We start from the raw sequence: 17,084 nt of genomic DNA on the forward strand, positions 1-17,084 counted from the left end.
ACATGATGTGGACAGCCGAGTCACACTCCGCATGGAGGCCACCCCGATGAGCATGACCAACATCGACATCGACGACGAGATCCTCTCCGAGGCGATGCGGATCCTCGGGATGCGCACGAAGAAGGAGACCGTGAACGCCGCGCTCCTCGAAGTCGTCCGGCGGGTCAAGCGGGTCCGGGCAGCCGAGCGCCTCGCGGAGCGCGCCCGCAGAGGCGAGTTCGACGCGGCGATCAAGGCGCACGAGGACAGCCGACGGGCCGAACGCGAGGCCTTCGGCCCGTGAGTCCGTACCTCATCACCGAGGTGGCGAAGGAGCTGCGGGTGCGGGACATCCGGATGTGACCGTGAGCCGGTGTGCGGGGTGCGCACCGGCTCGCGGTCTTGCGGTCAGGCGGACTGGAGGGTGCGGGTGTCGTCGGCGGGGACGGCGGCGGGGTGGGGCGGGGTGGCCGGGCGGCGGCGGGGGATCAGCAGGGCGCAGACCGCGGCGACGGCCACCGCGGCGGCGCCGACGTAGAGCGCGGGCACCAGGCCGTCCGTGAAGTGCTGGGCGGAGCCGTAGCCGCCGTGCGCGGAGAAGACCGAGGAGAGCACGGCCACCCCGAGCGCCCCGCCGACCTCGCGCATCGCGTTGTTGGCGCCGGAGGCGATGCCCTGCTCATGCGGGCGGACGCTGGCCATCACCAGGCTGGCGGTGGGCGCGAAGTAGAGCGACATCCCGATGCCGCAGACCACCAGTGAGGGCACCTGGGCGCCGTACGAGCCGTGGTGGTAGGCGACCTGGGCGAACATCGCCAGGCCCAGCGCCTGCAGGCCGAGCCCGGTGGCCACGATCGGCCGGCCGCCGATCCGGTCGGAGAGGATGCCCGCGATCGGCGCGACGATCAGCGGCATGCCGGTCCAGGGCAGCATCCGGACGCCGGCCTCGGTCGGGGTGTAGCCGCCGCTGCCCTGCAGCGACTGGCTGATCAGGAAGATCGAGCCGAACATGCCCAGGAACATCAGCAGGCTGGCGGAGTTGATCGCGGAGAAGGCCCGGCTGCGGAAGAGCCGCATCGGCAGCATCGGGGCCTCGGTGCGCAGCTCGTAGCCGACGAAGCCGGCCAGCAGCACGGCGCCGGCGAGCAGGCCGCCGAGCACCGGGGTGCTGGTCCAGCCGTCGGAGTTGCCGCGGATCAGGCCGAAGACGATGCCGAAGAGCGCGGAGCTGACCAGGGCGGTGCCGACCACGTCGAGCCGCGCGCCGCTGCCGCGACTCTCGGACAGGTGCAGTCGGGCGAGCGGCAGCAGGGCCAGGCCGATCGGGACGTTCAGCCAGAAGATCCACTGCCAGGAGAGGTGCTGGGTGAGGACACCGCCGATCAGCGGTCCGGTGGCGACGGCGAGGCCGTTGACGCCGGACCAGATGCCGAAGGCCATGCCGCGCCGGGCGGCCGGGACGGCGGTGGTCAGCAGGGTCAAGGTGAGCGGCATCATCACCGCCGCGCCGGTGCCCTGCAGGGCGCGGGCGGCGATCAGCCAGTTGATGCTCGGGGCGAGCGCGGCGGCGGTGGAGCCGGTGGTGAAGACGGCCAGGCCCGCGATGAAGAAGCGGCGGCGGCCGAAGCGGTCGCCGAGCGCGGCGCCGAACATCAGCAGCACCGCGAAGGTGAGGGTGTAGGCGCTGACCGTCCACTCCAGGTCGGAGAGGCCGCCGCCGAGGTTGGCGCGGATGGAGGGCAGTGCGGTGGTGACGACCAGGTTGTCCAGGGAGGCCATGAAGCCGGCCAGGCTGGTGATCACCAGGGTCCAGACGACGGGACGGCCGAGGGTGGCCGCGGGGGCGCCGGGGTCCGGCTTGATGGCGGTGGTGCTGTCCTTTGCCATGGCGTGGTCCTGTTCCTGTGTCCTGTTCCCGTGGAGCGAGGATAGTTATTAGTCACTAAGTTTTGGGGGCAGCGAAAGCCGCCGCGAACGGCGGGGCACGCTACGGGGTGTCGGCGTCGGCGGGAGTCCCCCGCAGCAGGCCGTCCCAGACCCGGTGGTCCTGGGGGTAGCCGAGCAGCAGCAGGACGTTCATCAGCATGCCGAAGGACATGAAGTCGGCGGTCTGGCGCGAGTCCGCACCGAGCGTGAGGTGCACGAAGTCGTACAGCTCGGACCAGGACTCCCGGACGGCCGCGCCGAACTCGTGGTCGCCCTCGATCTCGGCGGAGCTGACCGCGACGTACATCTGCATCTGCATCAGCAGCCGCTCGCGGTCCTCCAGCAGCCGCTGGTACTCCTGGGACATCGCGTCCCTGGCCTGCTCGGGGTCGCAGCCCTCGGCCGCGCGCTCGAACGCCGCCCGGATGCCGGCCGTACAGCTGCGGCCGGCGGCCAGGAACAGCGCCTGCTTGCTACCGAAGAGCCGGAAGAGGTACGGCTGGGAGACCCCGACCCGACGGGCGATCGCCTCGGTCGAGGTGCCGTGGTACCCGTGCTTCGCGAACTCGGTGATCGCGGCCCGGATGACGCTCTCGCGCCGCTCCTCGGCACTCATCCGCATGCTCGTCTTCGCCATGACAGCCAAGTTAGTGGCCAATCACTACCCTGTCAACCACTTCCCCGGGCACCCGCTCCCATCAGCGGATATCCCCGGGGCCCCGGCGGCGGTGTCCTCGGTCGGACCGGGCTTTGATCGGTGACTGTCCCAATGCTGACAGGCCCAGGCCTCGGCCGGACATCTTCCCTCTCTAGAAACACTTGAGCGGTGCTGGTGTTCTAGTCGTGCCAAAGGAAATCGGCGACATCGATCCGACATCGATCACAGAGGATGAATTCACATGCTGAAGCGTTCGGTCTCCACTCTGGCCCTTCTGATCACGCTTGCCTTCGGGGCCATCGGCGTGCTCGCCGAGCACAACACCGCATACGCGGACGGAACTCCCGCACCGAGCAGCCCCGTTTCCACCGCGCCGGCTCCCGCGCCGTCCACGGACACGCTGCTCTGGCCGTAGTAGCGAATACCTGTGCCGCACAGCCTGGAGGGGCAGTGGATATCCGCCAATTGACGACCTTTCACAAGGTCGCGACCGTCATGAGCTTCACCCGCGCCGCCGCCGAACTCAGCTACGCGCAATCGAGCATCACTGCCCAGGTCAAGGGCCTGGAGTCCTCGCTGGGCGTCGAGCTCTTCGAGCGCCTCAGCGGAAAGATCCAGCTCACCGAGGCCGGGCAGCGCCTGCTGCCGTACGCCGAGCAGCTCCTCTCACTGGCTGACGAGGCCCGCGGTGCCGCGATGGGGGCGGGCGACCCGGCCGGGATCCTCACCATCGGATCGATGGAGAGCATCACCTCCTACCGGATGCCACCGCTCCTGGAGTTCTTTCACCACCGCTACCCCCTGCTCCACCTGGTGCTGCGGCCGAGCCTGTGTGCCGAGACCTGCTATTCACTGCGCCAGGGAATGTACGACATGGGATTCCTGATGGAAGCCGAAACGCAGCACCCCGGTGTCCAGAGTGAAGTACTGGGGGCGGAGCCGCTGGTACTGGTCTGCGCCACCGGCCATTCGCTGGCCTCGGCGACCAGGATCAGCACGGCGGACCTGCGGCAGGTGCCGCTGCTGTCCACCGAAGCGGGTTGCGCCTATCGGGAGTTGTTCGAATCTGAATTGAGTGACGGATCGGGCGATCCGGTTCCATTTCTTGAATTCGGCACGATCGAGGCGATCAAGCGCGGAGTCGGCGCCGGCCTCGGGGTGAGCCTGCTGCCGACCGTGACCGTCGCGGACGCGATCGAGGCGGGGATCCTGGTCAAGCTGCCCTGGGAGGTGCCGTTCCAGGTCCACACCCAGCTCGCCTGGCGCAAGGGCAAGCGACTGACCAGGGAGATGCGGCTCTTCATCGACCAGACCATCCAGTTCATCGGTGAGGACCTGGCCCCCAGGAGCGGGCGGTGAGACCGAACGGCGCCGCTCAGAAGTGCACCCGGCGGTCGTCAGGGGTGACCCGGTAGCGGATGCTCCACAGGTTGCGCCGGACATAGCTGCGCTGAAGCCAGCGATCGGTGCCGTCGTATCTGGCCGAGAAGGCCGAACGGGCGTGCAGCCCCTTGCGGTTGTTCACCAGCAGGGCCTGGCCCGGGGCGAGCCGCACCTCGTGCGCGACCTCGCGGCAGACCGCCTGCAGGCGCACCAGCGCCAGAGCGGCGGCCTCCGTCAGCGGTCGCACGCCGTTCGCCGAGACGGTGATCTCCGGGTACTCCGGGGAGCCGCTGATGATCGGCACGGCGTCGGAGAGCACCTCGCCACCGCCCGCGAAGGCCCGGGTGTAGCTGCCGGGAGCGTTCAACCGGTAAAGCGGGCTGCGGAGTTCGGCGAACGTACGGTCGTCGAGGGCGGCCCGGACGTCCCGGGCGTCGGCGTAGTAGGTGCTGGCCGTGCCCTCGGGCTCGCTGCGCAGGCAACTCAGTACCAGGAAGTCCGGGTTGGCCAGGTCGTAGCGCCCGATCGGGTCGTGCACGATGTCGCTGTGGAAGTTCAGGAAGACCGCTGAGCCCTGGTTGGTCTGGGTGGTGGCGCCTGCCGCCACCGGCACCACGTCGTGCACCAGCCGGCCGGACTTCTCGGTGAGCACGCCCATCGGCTCACCGAGCAGACCGCTCAGCCCCAGCAGGACTCCCTCGGCCACGAAGGAGCGCTTGGCCTCGCTCGGACCGCCGTCCACCGGGGTCGGCGGCAGCTCGCGGTCCACCGGCAGATTGCGGACCAGCAGGACGCCCGGGGTGTCGATATGGCGCCCGAAGTCCAGCAGCTCGCACAGGATCCCGGTGGGCAGTTGGGCGAAGAGCTGGTGGTAGCGGGTCAGCGCGTGGTCGATGCCGGTGGCCCGGTCGGGGGCGGGCAGCCCGCCGAGTCGGCGGCCCAGCGCGCGGCTCGCCAGGTCGGGCAGGGTCAACTCGGCGAAGGTGCGGGCGGGTTCGAGGGCGCTCAGGGTCAGCGCGGGGTCCAGGACGGTGGTCATCGGTTCACACTCCTTCGAGCTGGGCGGTGCGGGGTGCCACCCGCGGGTCGGCGTGGAGCGAGTCGGCGTAGAGCGGGTCGGGGTAGAGCTCGTCGTGCAGGCGCTGGGCGAGCCGGACCGCCCGGGTCGGGTCGGCCGCGATCCTGCAGTCGACGCCGTCGGGTCGGACCACGGTCACCGGCACGCCCACCGGCCGACCGGGGCGCAGCCCGGCGCCGCGGTGGAACGCCTCATGGTCCAGATAGCCGCCGACGGCCACGATCGGCTCCGCGCCCACCCGGACGGCCTCGACCCCGGCGCCGCACAGCGTCTGGTGCGCCTCGGCCGCCGCGGGCTCGTCCGGGTATGCCAGCGCCACCGCCCGGCGGTCCACCACCACCGCGCTGGATCCGCCACCACCGGCCGCGATGGTCGTCCCCGAGCGGTAGGGCGGCCGGTTGAGCCGGCAGACGATCTCGATGCCGCGCCGGCGGGCCAGCGCGACCGCGCCGCGGTGCAGCACCTTGGCGCCGTACTGGGACATCAACTCGGCTGTCCGGTAGGAGACTTCACCCATCAGCCGGGCACCGGTCAGCAGGTTCGGATCGGCGCTGTAGACGCCGTCCACATCGGAGTGGATGGTGCAGCGCGGGGCTTCGAGCAGCATCGCCAGGACCACCGCCGAGAGGTCGGAGCTGTTCTTGCCGAGCCAGGTCGGGCGGCCGGACCGGTCCACCGCCTGGCCACCGGGCACCACCACCACCTCGTGCTCGGCCAGCGCCGCGCGCAGCGGCGCCGGATCGACCGCCTCAAGTCGGGCCCACAGGAAGGTGGAGTCGGTGCACAGTCCGAGCTGGTGGCCGGCCAGCACCACCGCGCTGCGGCCGGAACGCTGCAGCGCCGCCGCCAGCAGCTGGGCGCTGACGGTGTCGGCCAGCGTCACCAGGCCTGCCAGCGTGGCGTCCTGCGGCTGCGGATCGGTCCGCAGCAGCCGGGCGCGCAGCCGTTCGGTCTCGCCGCTCATCGCACTGACCACCACCACCAGCGGGCGCCGGGTGCGGGTCAGCCGGCGGTCCAGCGCGGCGGCGAGCTGCGGGTAGCCGGCCTCGGTACGGAAGGTCGAGCCGCCGAACTTCAGCACTTCGGGGGCGTCGGGTAGCCAGGTCATCGGGCAACTCCGTTCGGAAAAGGGTTGCTGCGAAAGGGAGTTCACGAGGGCGCGCGACATCCCGGCGCGGCGGTGACAGGCGCCGGGGTGGGGCGGACGTGACCGCGCGGCACTCGCCATCGTCGGGCCGGGGCGCGGGGGAAGTACAGGCGGCCGCCATCCAAGGGGCCGTTGCGGGGCATCGCCGCTCTCGATGGGCGGCGGGCAGCGATCGGGCGGCGGGCAGCGGTAGGGCGGCGGGCGGGCAGCGGGCGGGCGGGGCGCGGCTACTGGGGCCCGTCGGCATCGTCCGCGAGGTTGAGACGGGCCGCCGCCATGCCGAGCTGGAAGCGCGTCTCCACCTTCAACTTCCCGCACATGCTGGCGAGATAGCGGCGCAGCGTGCGGGTGGAGATGCCCAGCCGGCGCGAGATGAAGTCGTCCGAGCGGCCGCGGGTGAGCTCACCGAGGATCGAGAGCTCGATCTCCTCGAAGATGCCCTCCTCGTACTCGGCGCCGGTCACAGGCCTGGCGTTGTCCCAGATGTGCTCGAAGATCAGGGCCAGGAAGTCCACCACGGGCGGATCGCGGAACAGCGCCGCGCCACCGCCCTGGACCGAGACGACGGCCACCGACCCGTCCATCAGGATGATCCGGCCGGGCACCACCGCGGCCGTCCTGACCTGGGCGCCGAGCTCCTGGAGCGAGATGATGTGCTGGAAGGAGTCGCGCTGGCGGCGCGCGGTGTGCGGGACCACCGAGCGGTACTCGACACCGCGGCTGAGCAGCTCGCGGTCCAGTTCGAGGGCGGCCTGCAGTGCCTCCGGCGGTCCCATCGTGGGGTGGGCGGCCAGCACGGAGTTCTGCACCGCGCCCGAGAGGTCGGTGAGGCGTCTTCGCACCTTCTCGCTCTCGGTCAGCATCTCGGTGGTGGAGCTCGCGAACTGCTTGCGCTGCTGCGAGCGGTAGATCGGACCCAGCGCGCCCAGTTCGCGCCTGGTCCGATCGCTGTGCCGCATCAGCCGGTGCGCCTCGACCTGCAGCGGGGCGGTGAGTTCGGCGACCGCCAGGTCGGGCGGCGCGGCCTCGTATCCGCCCGGGGTGGCCAGGCTCGGGCGGAGCAGGTGCTGGGAGACCAGCTTGACGATGCGCCGGCGGGTTTCCGAGGGTTCGAGATCGAGCGAGTCGAGGCAGCTCTCCAGACTGGTCGAGATCTCCAGGAAGAACCGGTAGATCCGAACGTCCTCCGGATCCAGCACGGCGGCAGGTGCCTCCGGGTCATTGGGCACGTCGAGCGAGAACCCGTTTTCGATCACGCTTCCCCCAAGAATGATCCGCCGAGCCTGTTCGGACGGCAGCCGGCGCCGCCACCGGAGCAGCCTGGCATCCAGCGGCCACAGGCTAGCAAGACACAGGAGAAACGCGCATGCCCAATGCATGAAAATCCAGCATCGGCCCAGAGCTTTGATGAATCGTCAATAAAGGTGAAACACAAGGTAGTTGATCGTTCAGTTGCGCACCGGCTTCGCCTCGCGTTGGGCCTTGCCCGCAGTGGCCTTGGCGATTCCGAACGGCGGCATGTTGCGGTAAACGGTGTGCATCTTCTCCGGATCCACGATGTAGGCCTCGTGGTAGATCCCCACCGCACCGTGGTCCCCGATGGCGCGGTTGAAGCGCTGCCAGGCCGGCCGGTGCGAGGCCTCGGAGTTGCGGGAATAGGCGAGCAGGTCATCCATGCTGCGCCAGTACTGCAGCACCAGCACGGTCCGGTTCAGCCAGGTCCGCGATCCGAGGAAACCGTACTCGCGCTGCTTGTTCAGCTCGATCAGCATCGGCACCATCGCGATGAAGGACGGCAGCCAGCGGTGCACCAGCCAGAAGTTGTTCACCCGCATGCCGATCAGGAACACCACCGTGCCGGCCGGCGGATCCGCGATCTGCGGGACGGTCTGGACCTTGTTTGCCATGACGGACCTCTCTCTTGCGATCTCTTGCGATCACTTGCGATCACTTGCGATCTCTTCCGGTTAGAACGGGTAGCCCCGGCTGGGGGTGGAAACGGTGCGGGTGTGCCAGCGGGTGAAGGCCTCCACGCCGGCCGGGCCGCCGAAGCCGCCCCCGTTGCCGGAGGCACCGACGCCGCCGAACGGCAGGGCCGGGTCGTGGTTCACGGTCTGGTCGCCGACGTGCACGGTCCCGCAGCGCAGCCGGGCCGCGATCGCCGCGCCCCGCTCGGGATCGGCGCAGTAGACCGCCGCGGTCAGCCCGTAGTCGCTGTCGTTGGCCAGCGCCACCGCCTCGTCCTCGTCGCGGTAGGGGGTGACCAGCGCGACCGGGCCGAAGACCTCGGTGTGGAAGACGTCGGCGCGCGGCGAGACGTCGGCGAGCACGGTGGGCGGGAAGAACGCGCCGTCCGGGCGGCCACCGGTGACCAGCCTGGCGCCCTGGGCGACGGCCCGCTCCACCGCGTCGGCCACCCGGCGCACCTGGTGGGCGTCGATCAGCGGGCCGATCTGGGCGTCGGAGCCGTTCGGGTCGCCGATCCGCAGCGCGGCCGCGTGCCGGGCCAGTGCCTCGGTGTAGGCCTCCACCAGGTCCTCGTGCACCAGGTGGCGGCGGGCGGCCATGCAGATCTGGCCCTGGTGCAGGAAGGCGCCCCAGGAGCCGGCCGACGCGGCGAGCTCGACGTCGGCGTCGGCCGCCACGATGAAGGCGTTCTGCCCGCCGAGCTCCAGGATCACCCGCTTCAGCAGCCGGCCGCAGGCCGCGCCGACCTCGCGTCCGACCTCGGTCGAGCCGGTGAAGGAGACCACCGCGACGTCCGGTGCCTCGACCAGGGCGCGGCCCGCCTCGGCGTCGCCGTGCACCACCTGCAGCACGTTGGCGGGCAGGCCGGCCTCGGCCAGCACCTCGGCGAAGAGCCGGCCGCCGGACAGCGGGGTGTGCGGATCGGGCTTGAGGACCACCGCGTTGCCCAGCGCCAGGGCCGGCGCCACCGAGCGCATCCCCAGCAGCAGCGGGAAGTTCCACGGGACGATGACGCCCGCGACGCCCAGCGGCACCCGGCGGATGGTGGCAACCCGGCTCGGGTCCGGGCCCGCCACCTCGCTCGCGCTCTCGTCGAGCTGCCCGGCGAGGCCGGCGGCGTGCCGCAACTCGCCTGCCGCGGCGTGGACTTCGAAGAAGGCCTTGGCGGTGATCGAGCCGCTCTCGCGGACCAGCAGCTCGATCGCCTGCGGCGCCCGCTCGATCAGCAGGTCGGCCGCGCGCAGCAGCACCCGGGCCCGCTCGCGGGCCGGGCGGGCCGCCCAGTCGGCCTGGGCGGCGACCGCCCGCCGGGTGGCGCCCAGCACGACGCCGGTGGTGGAGAGTTCGACGGTGCCCAGCGCCTCGCCGGTGGCGGCGTCGCGACTGATCAGCAGCTGGGCGGGGGCCTGGGCGGACGGGGTGGCGTGGTCGGTGGTGCTCGCGCTCACGTGGGCTCCTCGGTCGGCGCGTCCGGTGGGGTGGCGGTGCGGGTCAGTAGGGCGAAGGCGGTGGTGATGCCCCCGGTGGTGGTCACGGAGAGTTGGACGTCGCCGCGCAGGACCTGGGCGGCATAGCGCGCGACCTCGCCGTGGAAGAGCAGCGTGCAGGGACCGTCCCCGGGGCAGCGGACCTCGATCTCGGTCCACCGGCCGGCGATCCGCGGCGGCGCGGCCAGCGCCCGGAAGGCCGCCTGGCGCACCGCCCAGAGCCGGGCAAGACGGTCGATCGGCAGCCCGGCGAGATCGCCGTCCCAGTCCCGGAAGAGCGCCCGGACGCGCTGCGGATGGTGGCGCAGCAGCCGCTCCAGCATCGCCGAGCCGACCGAGTACGCACCCACCCGCAGCACGGTGCGGCCCGGCTCAGGCATGGCTGACGCAGTGCTCGGCGCCCAGCGCGGACTCGATCATCGCGACCAGGTTGCCGACCGTCAGGAAGAGCAGCATCCGGTCCAGCGTGAGCCGGCCCTCGCTCCACTCCTCGGGGACGATCTGCGGCATCACCCGGCCCAGTTGCAGCAGTCCGCGCCGGGTGATCCGGCCCCGCTCGTCGCAGAACTCGCCGTCCGGGACCGGGCCCTGCAGCTGTTCGGCGCACCAGCGCGGCGACAGCAGCACCGGCAGGCTGCACTCGACCCGGAACATCAGGTCGAGCAGGCTCAGCGAGTCCACGCCGAGCTCGCCCAGCAGCGCGGTGTCCGGGCAGTACTCGCCCGGTCGCAGGCCGAAGGTCTCCTCGACCGCGACCCGCACCACCTGGGAGACGTCGTACCTGGTCATACCGTCACCTCCTGGCCGGCCTCGGCGGCCTCCTTGGCGTCCAGCGCGCGGCGCAGCCGGCGCAGGCAGCGGGTACGAATCGGCCCGACCGAGCCGACGGTCATCCCCAGCGCGGCGGCGATCTCGTCGTACGAGGCGGGCGGATCGGCCAGCGCCAGCTTCAGCAGCTCCTGGCACTGCCCGGACAGGCAGCCAAGCGCGCCGGCCACCTCCCCCGCCTGCTGGGCGGCGATCAGCAGCTGCTCGGGGCTCTCGCCGTGGCCGACGTAGCCGTCCAGCGTCTCGGCGTCGCCGACCACCACCAGGCGCCGCCCGCGGGTCACCACCTTGAGCGCCTCGCGCCGGGCGACGGTGGCCAGCCAGTGGCCGAGCCGCTCCGGATCGCGTATCCGGTCCACGTTCTGGACGAGTTTGAGCCAGGTGAGCTGACGGACGTCCTCGGCGTCCGCGGCGCTGAGCCGGTAGGAGCGGAGCACCGCGCCGATCAGGCGGGTGAACCGCTCCACCATCTCGTCCCAGGCCGCCTGTTCTCCCTTCGAGCATCTGGTCAGCAGATCCGAGTTGGGTGTGCCGTGCATGTGAGGCCTCCCCCTTGGCGACAGGTCAATTGCAAGGGCAGCGAGCGGTCCGGACAAGCGAGCGAGGTTGTCAGGACCCGGACTGTCCTGGTCCGGACGATCCGGCGGGCAGCAGTTCGGCCATCGCCGAGCGCAGCCGTACGGGTACCGGGCCGGGCTGCGCCTCGGTGTGCCGGATGGCCACCCCGAGTGCGAAGCGGTCCCACACCTGGAGCACCTCGACCTGCCAGAGCGGGCGCTCCTCGGCCGGGATCTCGTCGTCGACCAGGGCGAAGCTGCCGTCCCGCAGCAGGTGCACCGAGAAGGCGTCGAACCCCCGGCACATGCCCATCCCGGTGGCCTTGGTGTAGGCCTCCTTGGCCACCCAGGAGTCGGCGAAGGCCAGGCCCCGCTGGGTGTCGGTGTGCCGGGCCAGCACCTCGGTCTCCAGGTGGGTGAGCACCTTGGGCGCCAGCTTGACCGCCTCCGGGCGGGCCGGCGTCTGCTCGACGTCGACCCCGCAGCGCAGGTCGCGCACCACGATGGCGGCGATCAGGCCGTTGGTGTGGGTGATGTTGAAGTCGAGCCCCCAGTCGGCGCCCTCGATCTCCGGTCGCCCGTAGGTGCCGGTGTTGAAGCGCCAGCCCTCGGGCGGCACGTCGGCGTACTCCGAGAGCACCCGGCGGGCCAGCAGCCTGGCCCCCAGGAAGCGGCGGCGGGAGGCCGGCGAGATCAGCCGGTCGTGACGCTGCCGCTCCTGGTCGGTGAGCGCCGCGAGTCCGCCGAGCGCGGCGGCGAACGCGTCGACGCTGTCCTCGGGCAGCAGCCAGACGTCCGCACGGTCGGCGAGCAGGTCCGACGGCCCGTCGGCCGCCGCGGACAGCGTCTGGGACATGGTGGCCTCCTAGTCGGCAGCCGGGGCCAGTTCAAAGGCCCGCAGGGAGAAGAGCCGGGACTCCCGGTGGAACGCCAGCAGTGTTTCGGCGACCGCGTCGGTCTCGGCGGGCCCGGTGATCCGCCGGGTCGGGTGCAGCCGCTGCTGCAGCTGGTCGAGGCAGAGCAGCAGCACCGCGCCCGAGCGCAGCCGCTCGTCGATGGCGTCGCCGCCGTCCAGGTGGATCCGGATGCAGGCGGTCGCGGCGCCCAGCACGGCGTACTGCTTGGCCAGGTCGAAGAGTTCGGCCGACTGCGCGGCAGCCCGGCCGAGGTCCGCGACGAGCTTCTCGCGTTCGGCGCCCAGCCGGTGCAGCTCCTGGACCAGCAGCGCTCCGGCGTCCGCGGCGCGGGCCAGCCAGCCGGCCTGCGGTCCGTCCGCCTGCTGCGCGGCCTGCCGCAGGCCCTCGACGGCGGCGGGCAGCGACAGCACCAGGTCGTCGGTGCCGCGGCTGAACAGCTGCTGTCTGACGGGCTGGTAGGGCTCCATCGGCCGGCTCGCATCGAACAGCGGGACGATCCGCTCGGCGGCCCGCTCGGCGAGCGCCGGGTCGCCGTGCAGCGCGTTCTCCAACATCGGCTCCAGCTGGAGCGCGATGTTCTTGAGGTTCACCACGCTGTTGCCGTCGGCGAAGTTGGAGATCGGGAAGTCCCGCAGCGTCTTCTGGAAGATCCCGTGCCGGGGGTCCTCGCGCAGGTAGAAGCGGGCGCCGAGGACCACCGAGAGGCGGTTGACGGTGCCCTCCAGCAGGGCCGGCACGAAGTACTTGACCAGCGAGGACCACATACTGGTCTGGTCGGGGCTCAGCTGCAGGCTGCGGACGGCGCCCCAGGAGACCGCGTCGGCGATCAGCAGTTCGGCGAAGCACTCGGCCAACTGGCGCCGGGAGTACGGGATGTCGACGACCAGACTGCCGAAGATCTCCCGCTGGGCGGCGAAGTCCAGGGTGCTGCGCAGCGCGGTGTCCGCGCAGCTCATCGCGATGCTGCTGATCGCCACCCGGGCCAACTGGCTGCTCTTCAGGGCGATTTCCAGGCCCTGGCCGACCCGGCCGAGCAGCGCGGCGTCCGGCAGGAAGCAGTCGTGCAGGCTGATGCCGCTCATGTCCAGGCCGCGCAGTCCGTGCAGCGCCATGTCCGGCAGCTCCTCGAACTGGCCCTGAGCCACCAGCCGCTTCTCCAGCGCGAAGACCGAGTAGGCCGCCGGGCCCGCCTTCTCGCCGGTGCGCGCGTGCAGCATCACGACGTCGGCGACCGTGGCGTTGCCGATCGTCCACTTCTCGCCGTTCAGCACCCAGCCGCCGTCCACCCGGCGGGCGGACATCTCGTTGGCCAGGATGTCGCTGCCGTGCCGGCGCTCGGACAGGCCCCAGGCCATCTTGCCGCCGCCCATCACCAGGTCGGCGTAGTGCTGGCGCTGCTCGGGGTCGCCGGCCACCCAGACCGGCATGTAGCTGAGGCTGGTGAGCACCATCGCGGTGGCGGTGGTGGGGTCGCGGCGGGCGACCAGCCGGAACAGGTTGAAGCCGTCCTCGACGTTGACCGCGCGGCCGCCGTTGGCGGCCGGCACGATCCAGTCGTAGAGGCCCCAGCGCTGCAGCAGGTCGACGAACTCGTGCGGGTACTCCTCGCGTTCGTCCAGCTCCAGGATCCGGCGGTAGGGCATCGGGCTCGCGGGGTCGTGCGGATCGCCCAGGTACTGCTCCAGGTCGCGCATCAGCGCGAGCAGGTCGGTCATTGCGGCTCTCCCTTCGAGAGGCACGGCGCGGCGAGCAGGCGCTCCAGGTCGGGTGCGGGGTCGGTCGGCTCGGCCCAGCTCTCCGCGAGCCGGTGCGGCAGCGCGGTGAACAGCCTTCCGGTGTCCAGGAGTTCAGCGACCCGGCGGTAGGCGGGCAGCACCGCGGGGCCGGCCTGGCGCGGGTCGCGGCCGTCGGCCGTGGCGAGCAGCGCCTCCAGGACCGCGGTCAGCCAGTCGGCGGCGCCGGGCGGGCCGCCGTAGAGGGCGCGCCCGCGGTTGGCGCGCCAGACCTGGGCGGCGACCGCCGCCGCGTACAACGGGCAGAGCCGGTCGGCCAGATCGAGCAGCTCGGCCGAGCAGCGCAGGGCCCGGGACGGGTCCCGCTGAGCCTCGGCAGCCTGGGCGAAGAGCCGCTCCAGGCTCTCGGCGAGCAGCATGACCAGCTCCGCCGCACGGGCGGCCGCCGGGTCTCCGCCGACCGCCGCGGCGCGCAGGTCCTCGGCGATCGCGGCCGCGCCGCCGAACAGGCCGTGCAGCACCGGGTCGGTCGGCCGCACCCCGAGATCGAGCAGCGACGGGTCCAACTCGGGTACCGACGTGCCCAGTTCGAAGAGCCCCGCAGGCTCGGCCGGACTTCCGGCGCGGGTCGCGTAGCCCGGCAGCTGCAGGGCGATCGCCCGCAGGTTGCCCAGCGCGCTGGTGTCGATCACCTCCACCATCGCGTTGTCCCGGGCGGCCTTGTCCAGCACCGCGCCCGGCCCGCCGACCAGCACCGCCCGGGCGCCGAGCACCGAGCGGCAGCGCCGGATCACCGAGCCGGTGAGCAGGGTGGCGACCCGCTTGACCACCGAGGAGCTCAGCCCGAACCGGGCCGGCGCCAGATGCAGCAGTCGACCGGCCAGCTGGCCGGTCAGGTCGGCCGCGCAGAGCTCCGCCGCAGCCACCGCCAACTCGCGCTCGGCATACGGGAGTTCCACCACCGGGCGGCCACCCACCCGGTGGCAGCCGGCGAACCGCAGGGCGGTGCGCAGCGCGGTGTCCGCGGTGGCCAGGCAGCCGGCCGTACTCATCAGCCGGACCACCTGCTGGGCCCGCAGCGCCCCGGCCAACCCCTCGCCGGCCCGGCCCACCATGGTCTGGGCCGGGACCGGGCAGTCCTCGAAGGAGAGGTCGGCGAAGTCCACACCGCGCATCCCGGTGGTCGTGGTGCTCAGCCGGCGCCGCACCCGGGGGTCGGCCAGCTGCTCGGGCCCCAGCAGGACCGCGCTGAACGCCCCCGGACCGCGCTCGCCGGTGCGCGCCACCACGAAGACCGCGTCCGCGTCCGAGGCCCGACCCACCAGCCACTTGGTGCCCTTGAGCAGCCAGCCGCCGGGAGCCGGCCGCAGCCGGCAGGTGTTGGCCAGCACGTCGCTGCCGGCGTGCTCCTCGGAGAGCGCGAAGGCCAGCGTGCTGCCCTGCGCCACCCAGCTCGCCACCAGCTCACGCTGCGCCGCGTCCCCGGCCGCCAGCACCGCCATCACCGCCGAGACGCTGAAGAGCGTCGCGGGCATCGCGTTGGCGTCCCGGCGGGCGGCGGTGCGGATCAGCAGCAGGGTCTGCTCCATCGAGGCCAGCGTGCCGCCGAGCGCGGTCGGCAGGCAGCTGAGCTGGAACCCGTTGCGGCGCAGCTCGCGGGCGAAGGCCGTCGGGAACCGGCCCAGCAGGTCGCGCTGGACCCCGGCCGCGAAGCCGTACGGGTTGGCGGGCTGCCACGGGTCGCCGAGCACCGACTCCAACTGCTCGGCGGCGCTGAGGGATTGGACCAGCGTCACGGTGTCCCCCGGAGGATCGGCTCGGGCAGCGCCGACTGCTCCTCGGGCGCCGGACGGTAGCCGGAGCTGCCGGGCGAGAGCTCCACCCCGGCCGCCCGCAGCGCGGAGAGCCGCAGCTGGAAGGCCGCACCGATCATCAGGTGGCGGCCGACGTCGGCGACCCGGCGGTGCTCGGGCGCGGCCAGGTAGCTGCCGCGCACCCAGCTGTTGAAGCTGCCCATCGCCGGGCCGCACCAGATCTGGTAGTCCGGACCGCGCTCGGCCTCCCCCACCTTGGCCCAGCGCGAGGCCATCCCCAGGTACCAGCGGAAGATCAGCGCGGCCCGCCGGCGCGGGTGGTCGGCGGCGCGGGCGAGCTGGTCGGGGTCGCGGCGGCCGAAGTAGTCCACCGTCTCCTCCCAGACGCTCTCCAGTGAGCGCCGGAAGACCTGCTGCTCCAGCCGGGCCCGGACCGGCCCCGGGATCGCGTCGATCCCGTCGTACGTCCGGTACAGCTCGTACAGCTGCTTGGCCCGCATCGGGAAGAGCGTGCCGCGCTTGAGCACCTGCAGCTCGACGCCCATCTCGAACATGTCGGCGGCGGGCGCCATCTCGAAGTCGGCGATGTCGGCCTGCGCGAGCAGCGCCTTGACCGCGGTCGAGGTGTCGGCCTCCAGGCAGGACTGGTTGACCGAGCCGGTGACGATGTAGTCCGCGCCCATCGCGAAGGCCGCGCCGGCCGCCTCCGGGCTGCCGATGCCACCCGCCGCGCCGATCCGGATCCGCTGCGGCAGACCGGTCTCCCGGGCGATCCGGTCGCGCTGGCGCAGGATCACCGGCAGCAGCGCGGGCAGCGGACGGCGGTCGGTGTGGCCGCCGGAGTCCGCCTCGACGGTGATGTCCTCGGCCACCGGCACCAGGGCGGCAAGCCGGGCCTGCTCGGCGGTGATCTCCCCCGCCGCGAGCAGCGCCCTGACCATCGCCTCGGGTGCCGGGCGCATGAACTGCTCGGCCACCTCGGGCCGGGAGACCTTGGCGATCACCCGGTTGCGGGCCAGCACGCCGTGCGGCCCGCCGGCCTCCAGGCCCGCCAGCCGGTAGCGCACCAGGTGCGGGGTGAGTGCGAGGAAGGCCGAGGCCTCCACACAGCGGACCCCGTGCTGCACGTACAGGTCGACGGCCGAGCGCTCCAGGCGCTCCTCGCTCGGGCTGTGGATCAGGTTGCAGGCGTAGGGCAGGCCCGGGATCTCCTCGCGGAACCGGGTCAGCGCCTTCTCGATCGCCTCCGGCAGCAGGCCGGCCGCGCCGTACGAACCGAGGAAGCCGGCCCGGGCCAGCGCGATCACCATGTCGGCGGAGGCGATGCCGTTGGCCATCGCCCCGCCCATGTAGGCGTAGTCGACCCCGTGCGCCGCCAGGAAGGCCGCGCTGCCGAGGCGTTCGGGGCCCAGCGGCGGGACGGCCGCGACGATCTCGTGGTCGCCGTACCCGCCGACCGTGCCGCCGGTGACGGCGGCGAGGCCGCGCGGGCCGCGCACGATGTAGCAGGGCTCGGTCAGTCGCAGCAGTGCGCGGTGCACCCCGGCCTCACTGGAGTCCGGCTCCTGCGTCCCTGCCCACCTGGGGAGTTGAAGGAAGTTCATGGGGG

Annotated in this window: 17 protein-coding genes; 3 read left to right on the forward strand and 14 right to left on the reverse strand. The window is 72.2% G+C overall.

The window, feature by feature from the left end; genetic code table 11:
- Positions 1 to 46: 46 nt before the first annotated feature.
- Positions 47 to 283 carry a type II toxin-antitoxin system VapB family antitoxin gene (locus P3T34_RS16340; protein ID WP_280666758.1) on the forward strand — a complete coding sequence of 79 codons (237 nt, stop codon included), beginning with the start codon at positions 47 to 49 and terminating at the stop codon, positions 281 to 283.
- A 104-nt stretch (positions 284 to 387) separates the two neighbouring features.
- On the opposite strand, the gene P3T34_RS16345 is transcribed toward P3T34_RS16340, so the two are convergent.
- Both P3T34_RS16345 and P3T34_RS16350 read right to left on the reverse strand, forming a co-directional pair.
- A complete protein-coding gene (locus P3T34_RS16345) occupies positions 388 to 1,866 on the reverse strand; it encodes a DHA2 family efflux MFS transporter permease subunit (RefSeq protein WP_280666759.1) in 1,479 nt (492 codons plus the stop codon).
- Between the two features lie 100 nt (positions 1,867 to 1,966).
- A complete protein-coding gene (locus tag P3T34_RS16350; RefSeq protein ID WP_280666760.1) occupies positions 1,967 to 2,542 on the reverse strand; it encodes a helix-turn-helix domain-containing protein in 576 nt (191 codons plus the stop codon).
- Positions 2,543 to 2,804: 262 nt separating this feature from the next.
- On the opposite strand from P3T34_RS16350, the gene P3T34_RS16355 reads away from it, so the two are divergent.
- Both P3T34_RS16355 and P3T34_RS16360 read left to right on the forward strand, forming a co-directional pair.
- Positions 2,805 to 2,978 carry a hypothetical protein gene (locus P3T34_RS16355; protein ID WP_280666761.1) on the forward strand — a complete coding sequence of 58 codons (174 nt, stop codon included), beginning with the start codon at positions 2,805 to 2,807 and terminating at the stop codon, positions 2,976 to 2,978.
- Positions 2,979 to 3,013: 35 nt separating this feature from the next.
- Positions 3,014 to 3,922 carry a LysR family transcriptional regulator gene (locus P3T34_RS16360; protein WP_280666762.1) on the forward strand — a complete coding sequence of 303 codons (909 nt, stop codon included), beginning with the start codon at positions 3,014 to 3,016 and terminating at the stop codon, positions 3,920 to 3,922.
- 16 nt (positions 3,923 to 3,938) lie between these two features.
- On the opposite strand, the gene P3T34_RS16365 is transcribed toward P3T34_RS16360, so the two are convergent.
- From P3T34_RS16365 to P3T34_RS16420, 12 genes are all read right to left on the reverse strand, one after another.
- Entirely contained in the window at positions 3,939 to 4,985 is a 1,047-nt protein-coding gene (locus P3T34_RS16365; protein ID WP_280666763.1) for a TauD/TfdA family dioxygenase, read from the reverse strand.
- A 4-nt stretch (positions 4,986 to 4,989) separates the two neighbouring features.
- A complete protein-coding gene (locus P3T34_RS16370; RefSeq protein WP_280666764.1) occupies positions 4,990 to 6,132 on the reverse strand; it encodes an aspartate kinase in 1,143 nt (380 codons plus the stop codon).
- A 266-nt stretch (positions 6,133 to 6,398) separates the two neighbouring features.
- Entirely contained in the window at positions 6,399 to 7,427 is a 1,029-nt protein-coding gene (locus tag P3T34_RS16375) for a LuxR C-terminal-related transcriptional regulator (RefSeq protein WP_280666765.1), read from the reverse strand.
- Between the two features lie 192 nt (positions 7,428 to 7,619).
- A complete protein-coding gene (locus P3T34_RS16380) occupies positions 7,620 to 8,078 on the reverse strand; it encodes a DUF4188 domain-containing protein (protein WP_280666766.1) in 459 nt (152 codons plus the stop codon).
- Positions 8,079 to 8,138: 60 nt separating this feature from the next.
- Positions 8,139 to 9,587 carry an aldehyde dehydrogenase family protein gene (locus P3T34_RS16385; RefSeq protein WP_280666767.1) on the reverse strand — a complete coding sequence of 483 codons (1,449 nt, stop codon included), beginning with the start codon at positions 9,585 to 9,587 and terminating at the stop codon, positions 8,139 to 8,141.
- Positions 9,584 to 10,006, reverse strand: coding sequence for a hypothetical protein (locus P3T34_RS16390; protein WP_280666768.1), 423 nt, complete (start codon positions 10,004 to 10,006; stop codon positions 9,584 to 9,586). Before P3T34_RS16390 ends, P3T34_RS16385 begins: the two co-directional genes overlap by 4 nt.
- Positions 9,999 to 10,415, reverse strand: coding sequence for an acyl carrier protein (locus P3T34_RS16395; RefSeq protein WP_280666769.1), 417 nt, complete (start codon positions 10,413 to 10,415; stop codon positions 9,999 to 10,001). The genes P3T34_RS16390 and P3T34_RS16395 overlap by 8 nt, the downstream gene beginning before the upstream one ends.
- Positions 10,412 to 10,993 (reverse strand): sigma-70 family RNA polymerase sigma factor, encoded by a 582-nt coding sequence (locus P3T34_RS16400; RefSeq protein WP_280666770.1) that lies wholly within the window; start codon positions 10,991 to 10,993, stop codon positions 10,412 to 10,414. The genes P3T34_RS16395 and P3T34_RS16400 overlap by 4 nt, the downstream gene beginning before the upstream one ends.
- A 70-nt stretch (positions 10,994 to 11,063) precedes the next feature.
- Entirely contained in the window at positions 11,064 to 11,867 is an 804-nt protein-coding gene (locus P3T34_RS16405) for a 4'-phosphopantetheinyl transferase superfamily protein (protein WP_280666771.1), read from the reverse strand.
- Positions 11,868 to 11,876: 9 nt separating this feature from the next.
- Positions 11,877 to 13,643: an acyl-CoA dehydrogenase family protein gene (locus P3T34_RS16410; RefSeq protein WP_280666772.1), complete on the reverse strand. Its 1,767-nt coding sequence runs from the start codon at positions 13,641 to 13,643 to the stop codon at positions 11,877 to 11,879.
- Complete coding sequence (locus tag P3T34_RS16415) at positions 13,640 to 15,457, reverse strand: acyl-CoA dehydrogenase (protein ID WP_280666773.1); 1,818 nt, start codon at positions 15,455 to 15,457, stop codon at positions 13,640 to 13,642. The genes P3T34_RS16410 and P3T34_RS16415 overlap by 4 nt, the downstream gene beginning before the upstream one ends.
- A complete protein-coding gene (locus P3T34_RS16420; RefSeq protein ID WP_280666774.1) occupies positions 15,454 to 17,079 on the reverse strand; it encodes a PfaD family polyunsaturated fatty acid/polyketide biosynthesis protein in 1,626 nt (541 codons plus the stop codon). Before P3T34_RS16420 ends, P3T34_RS16415 begins: the two co-directional genes overlap by 4 nt.
- Between the last annotated feature and the right edge of the window lie 5 nt (positions 17,080 to 17,084).

The organism is Kitasatospora sp. MAP12-44, from assembly GCF_029892095.1.
Lineage (GTDB): Bacteria > Actinomycetota > Actinomycetes > Streptomycetales > Streptomycetaceae > Kitasatospora.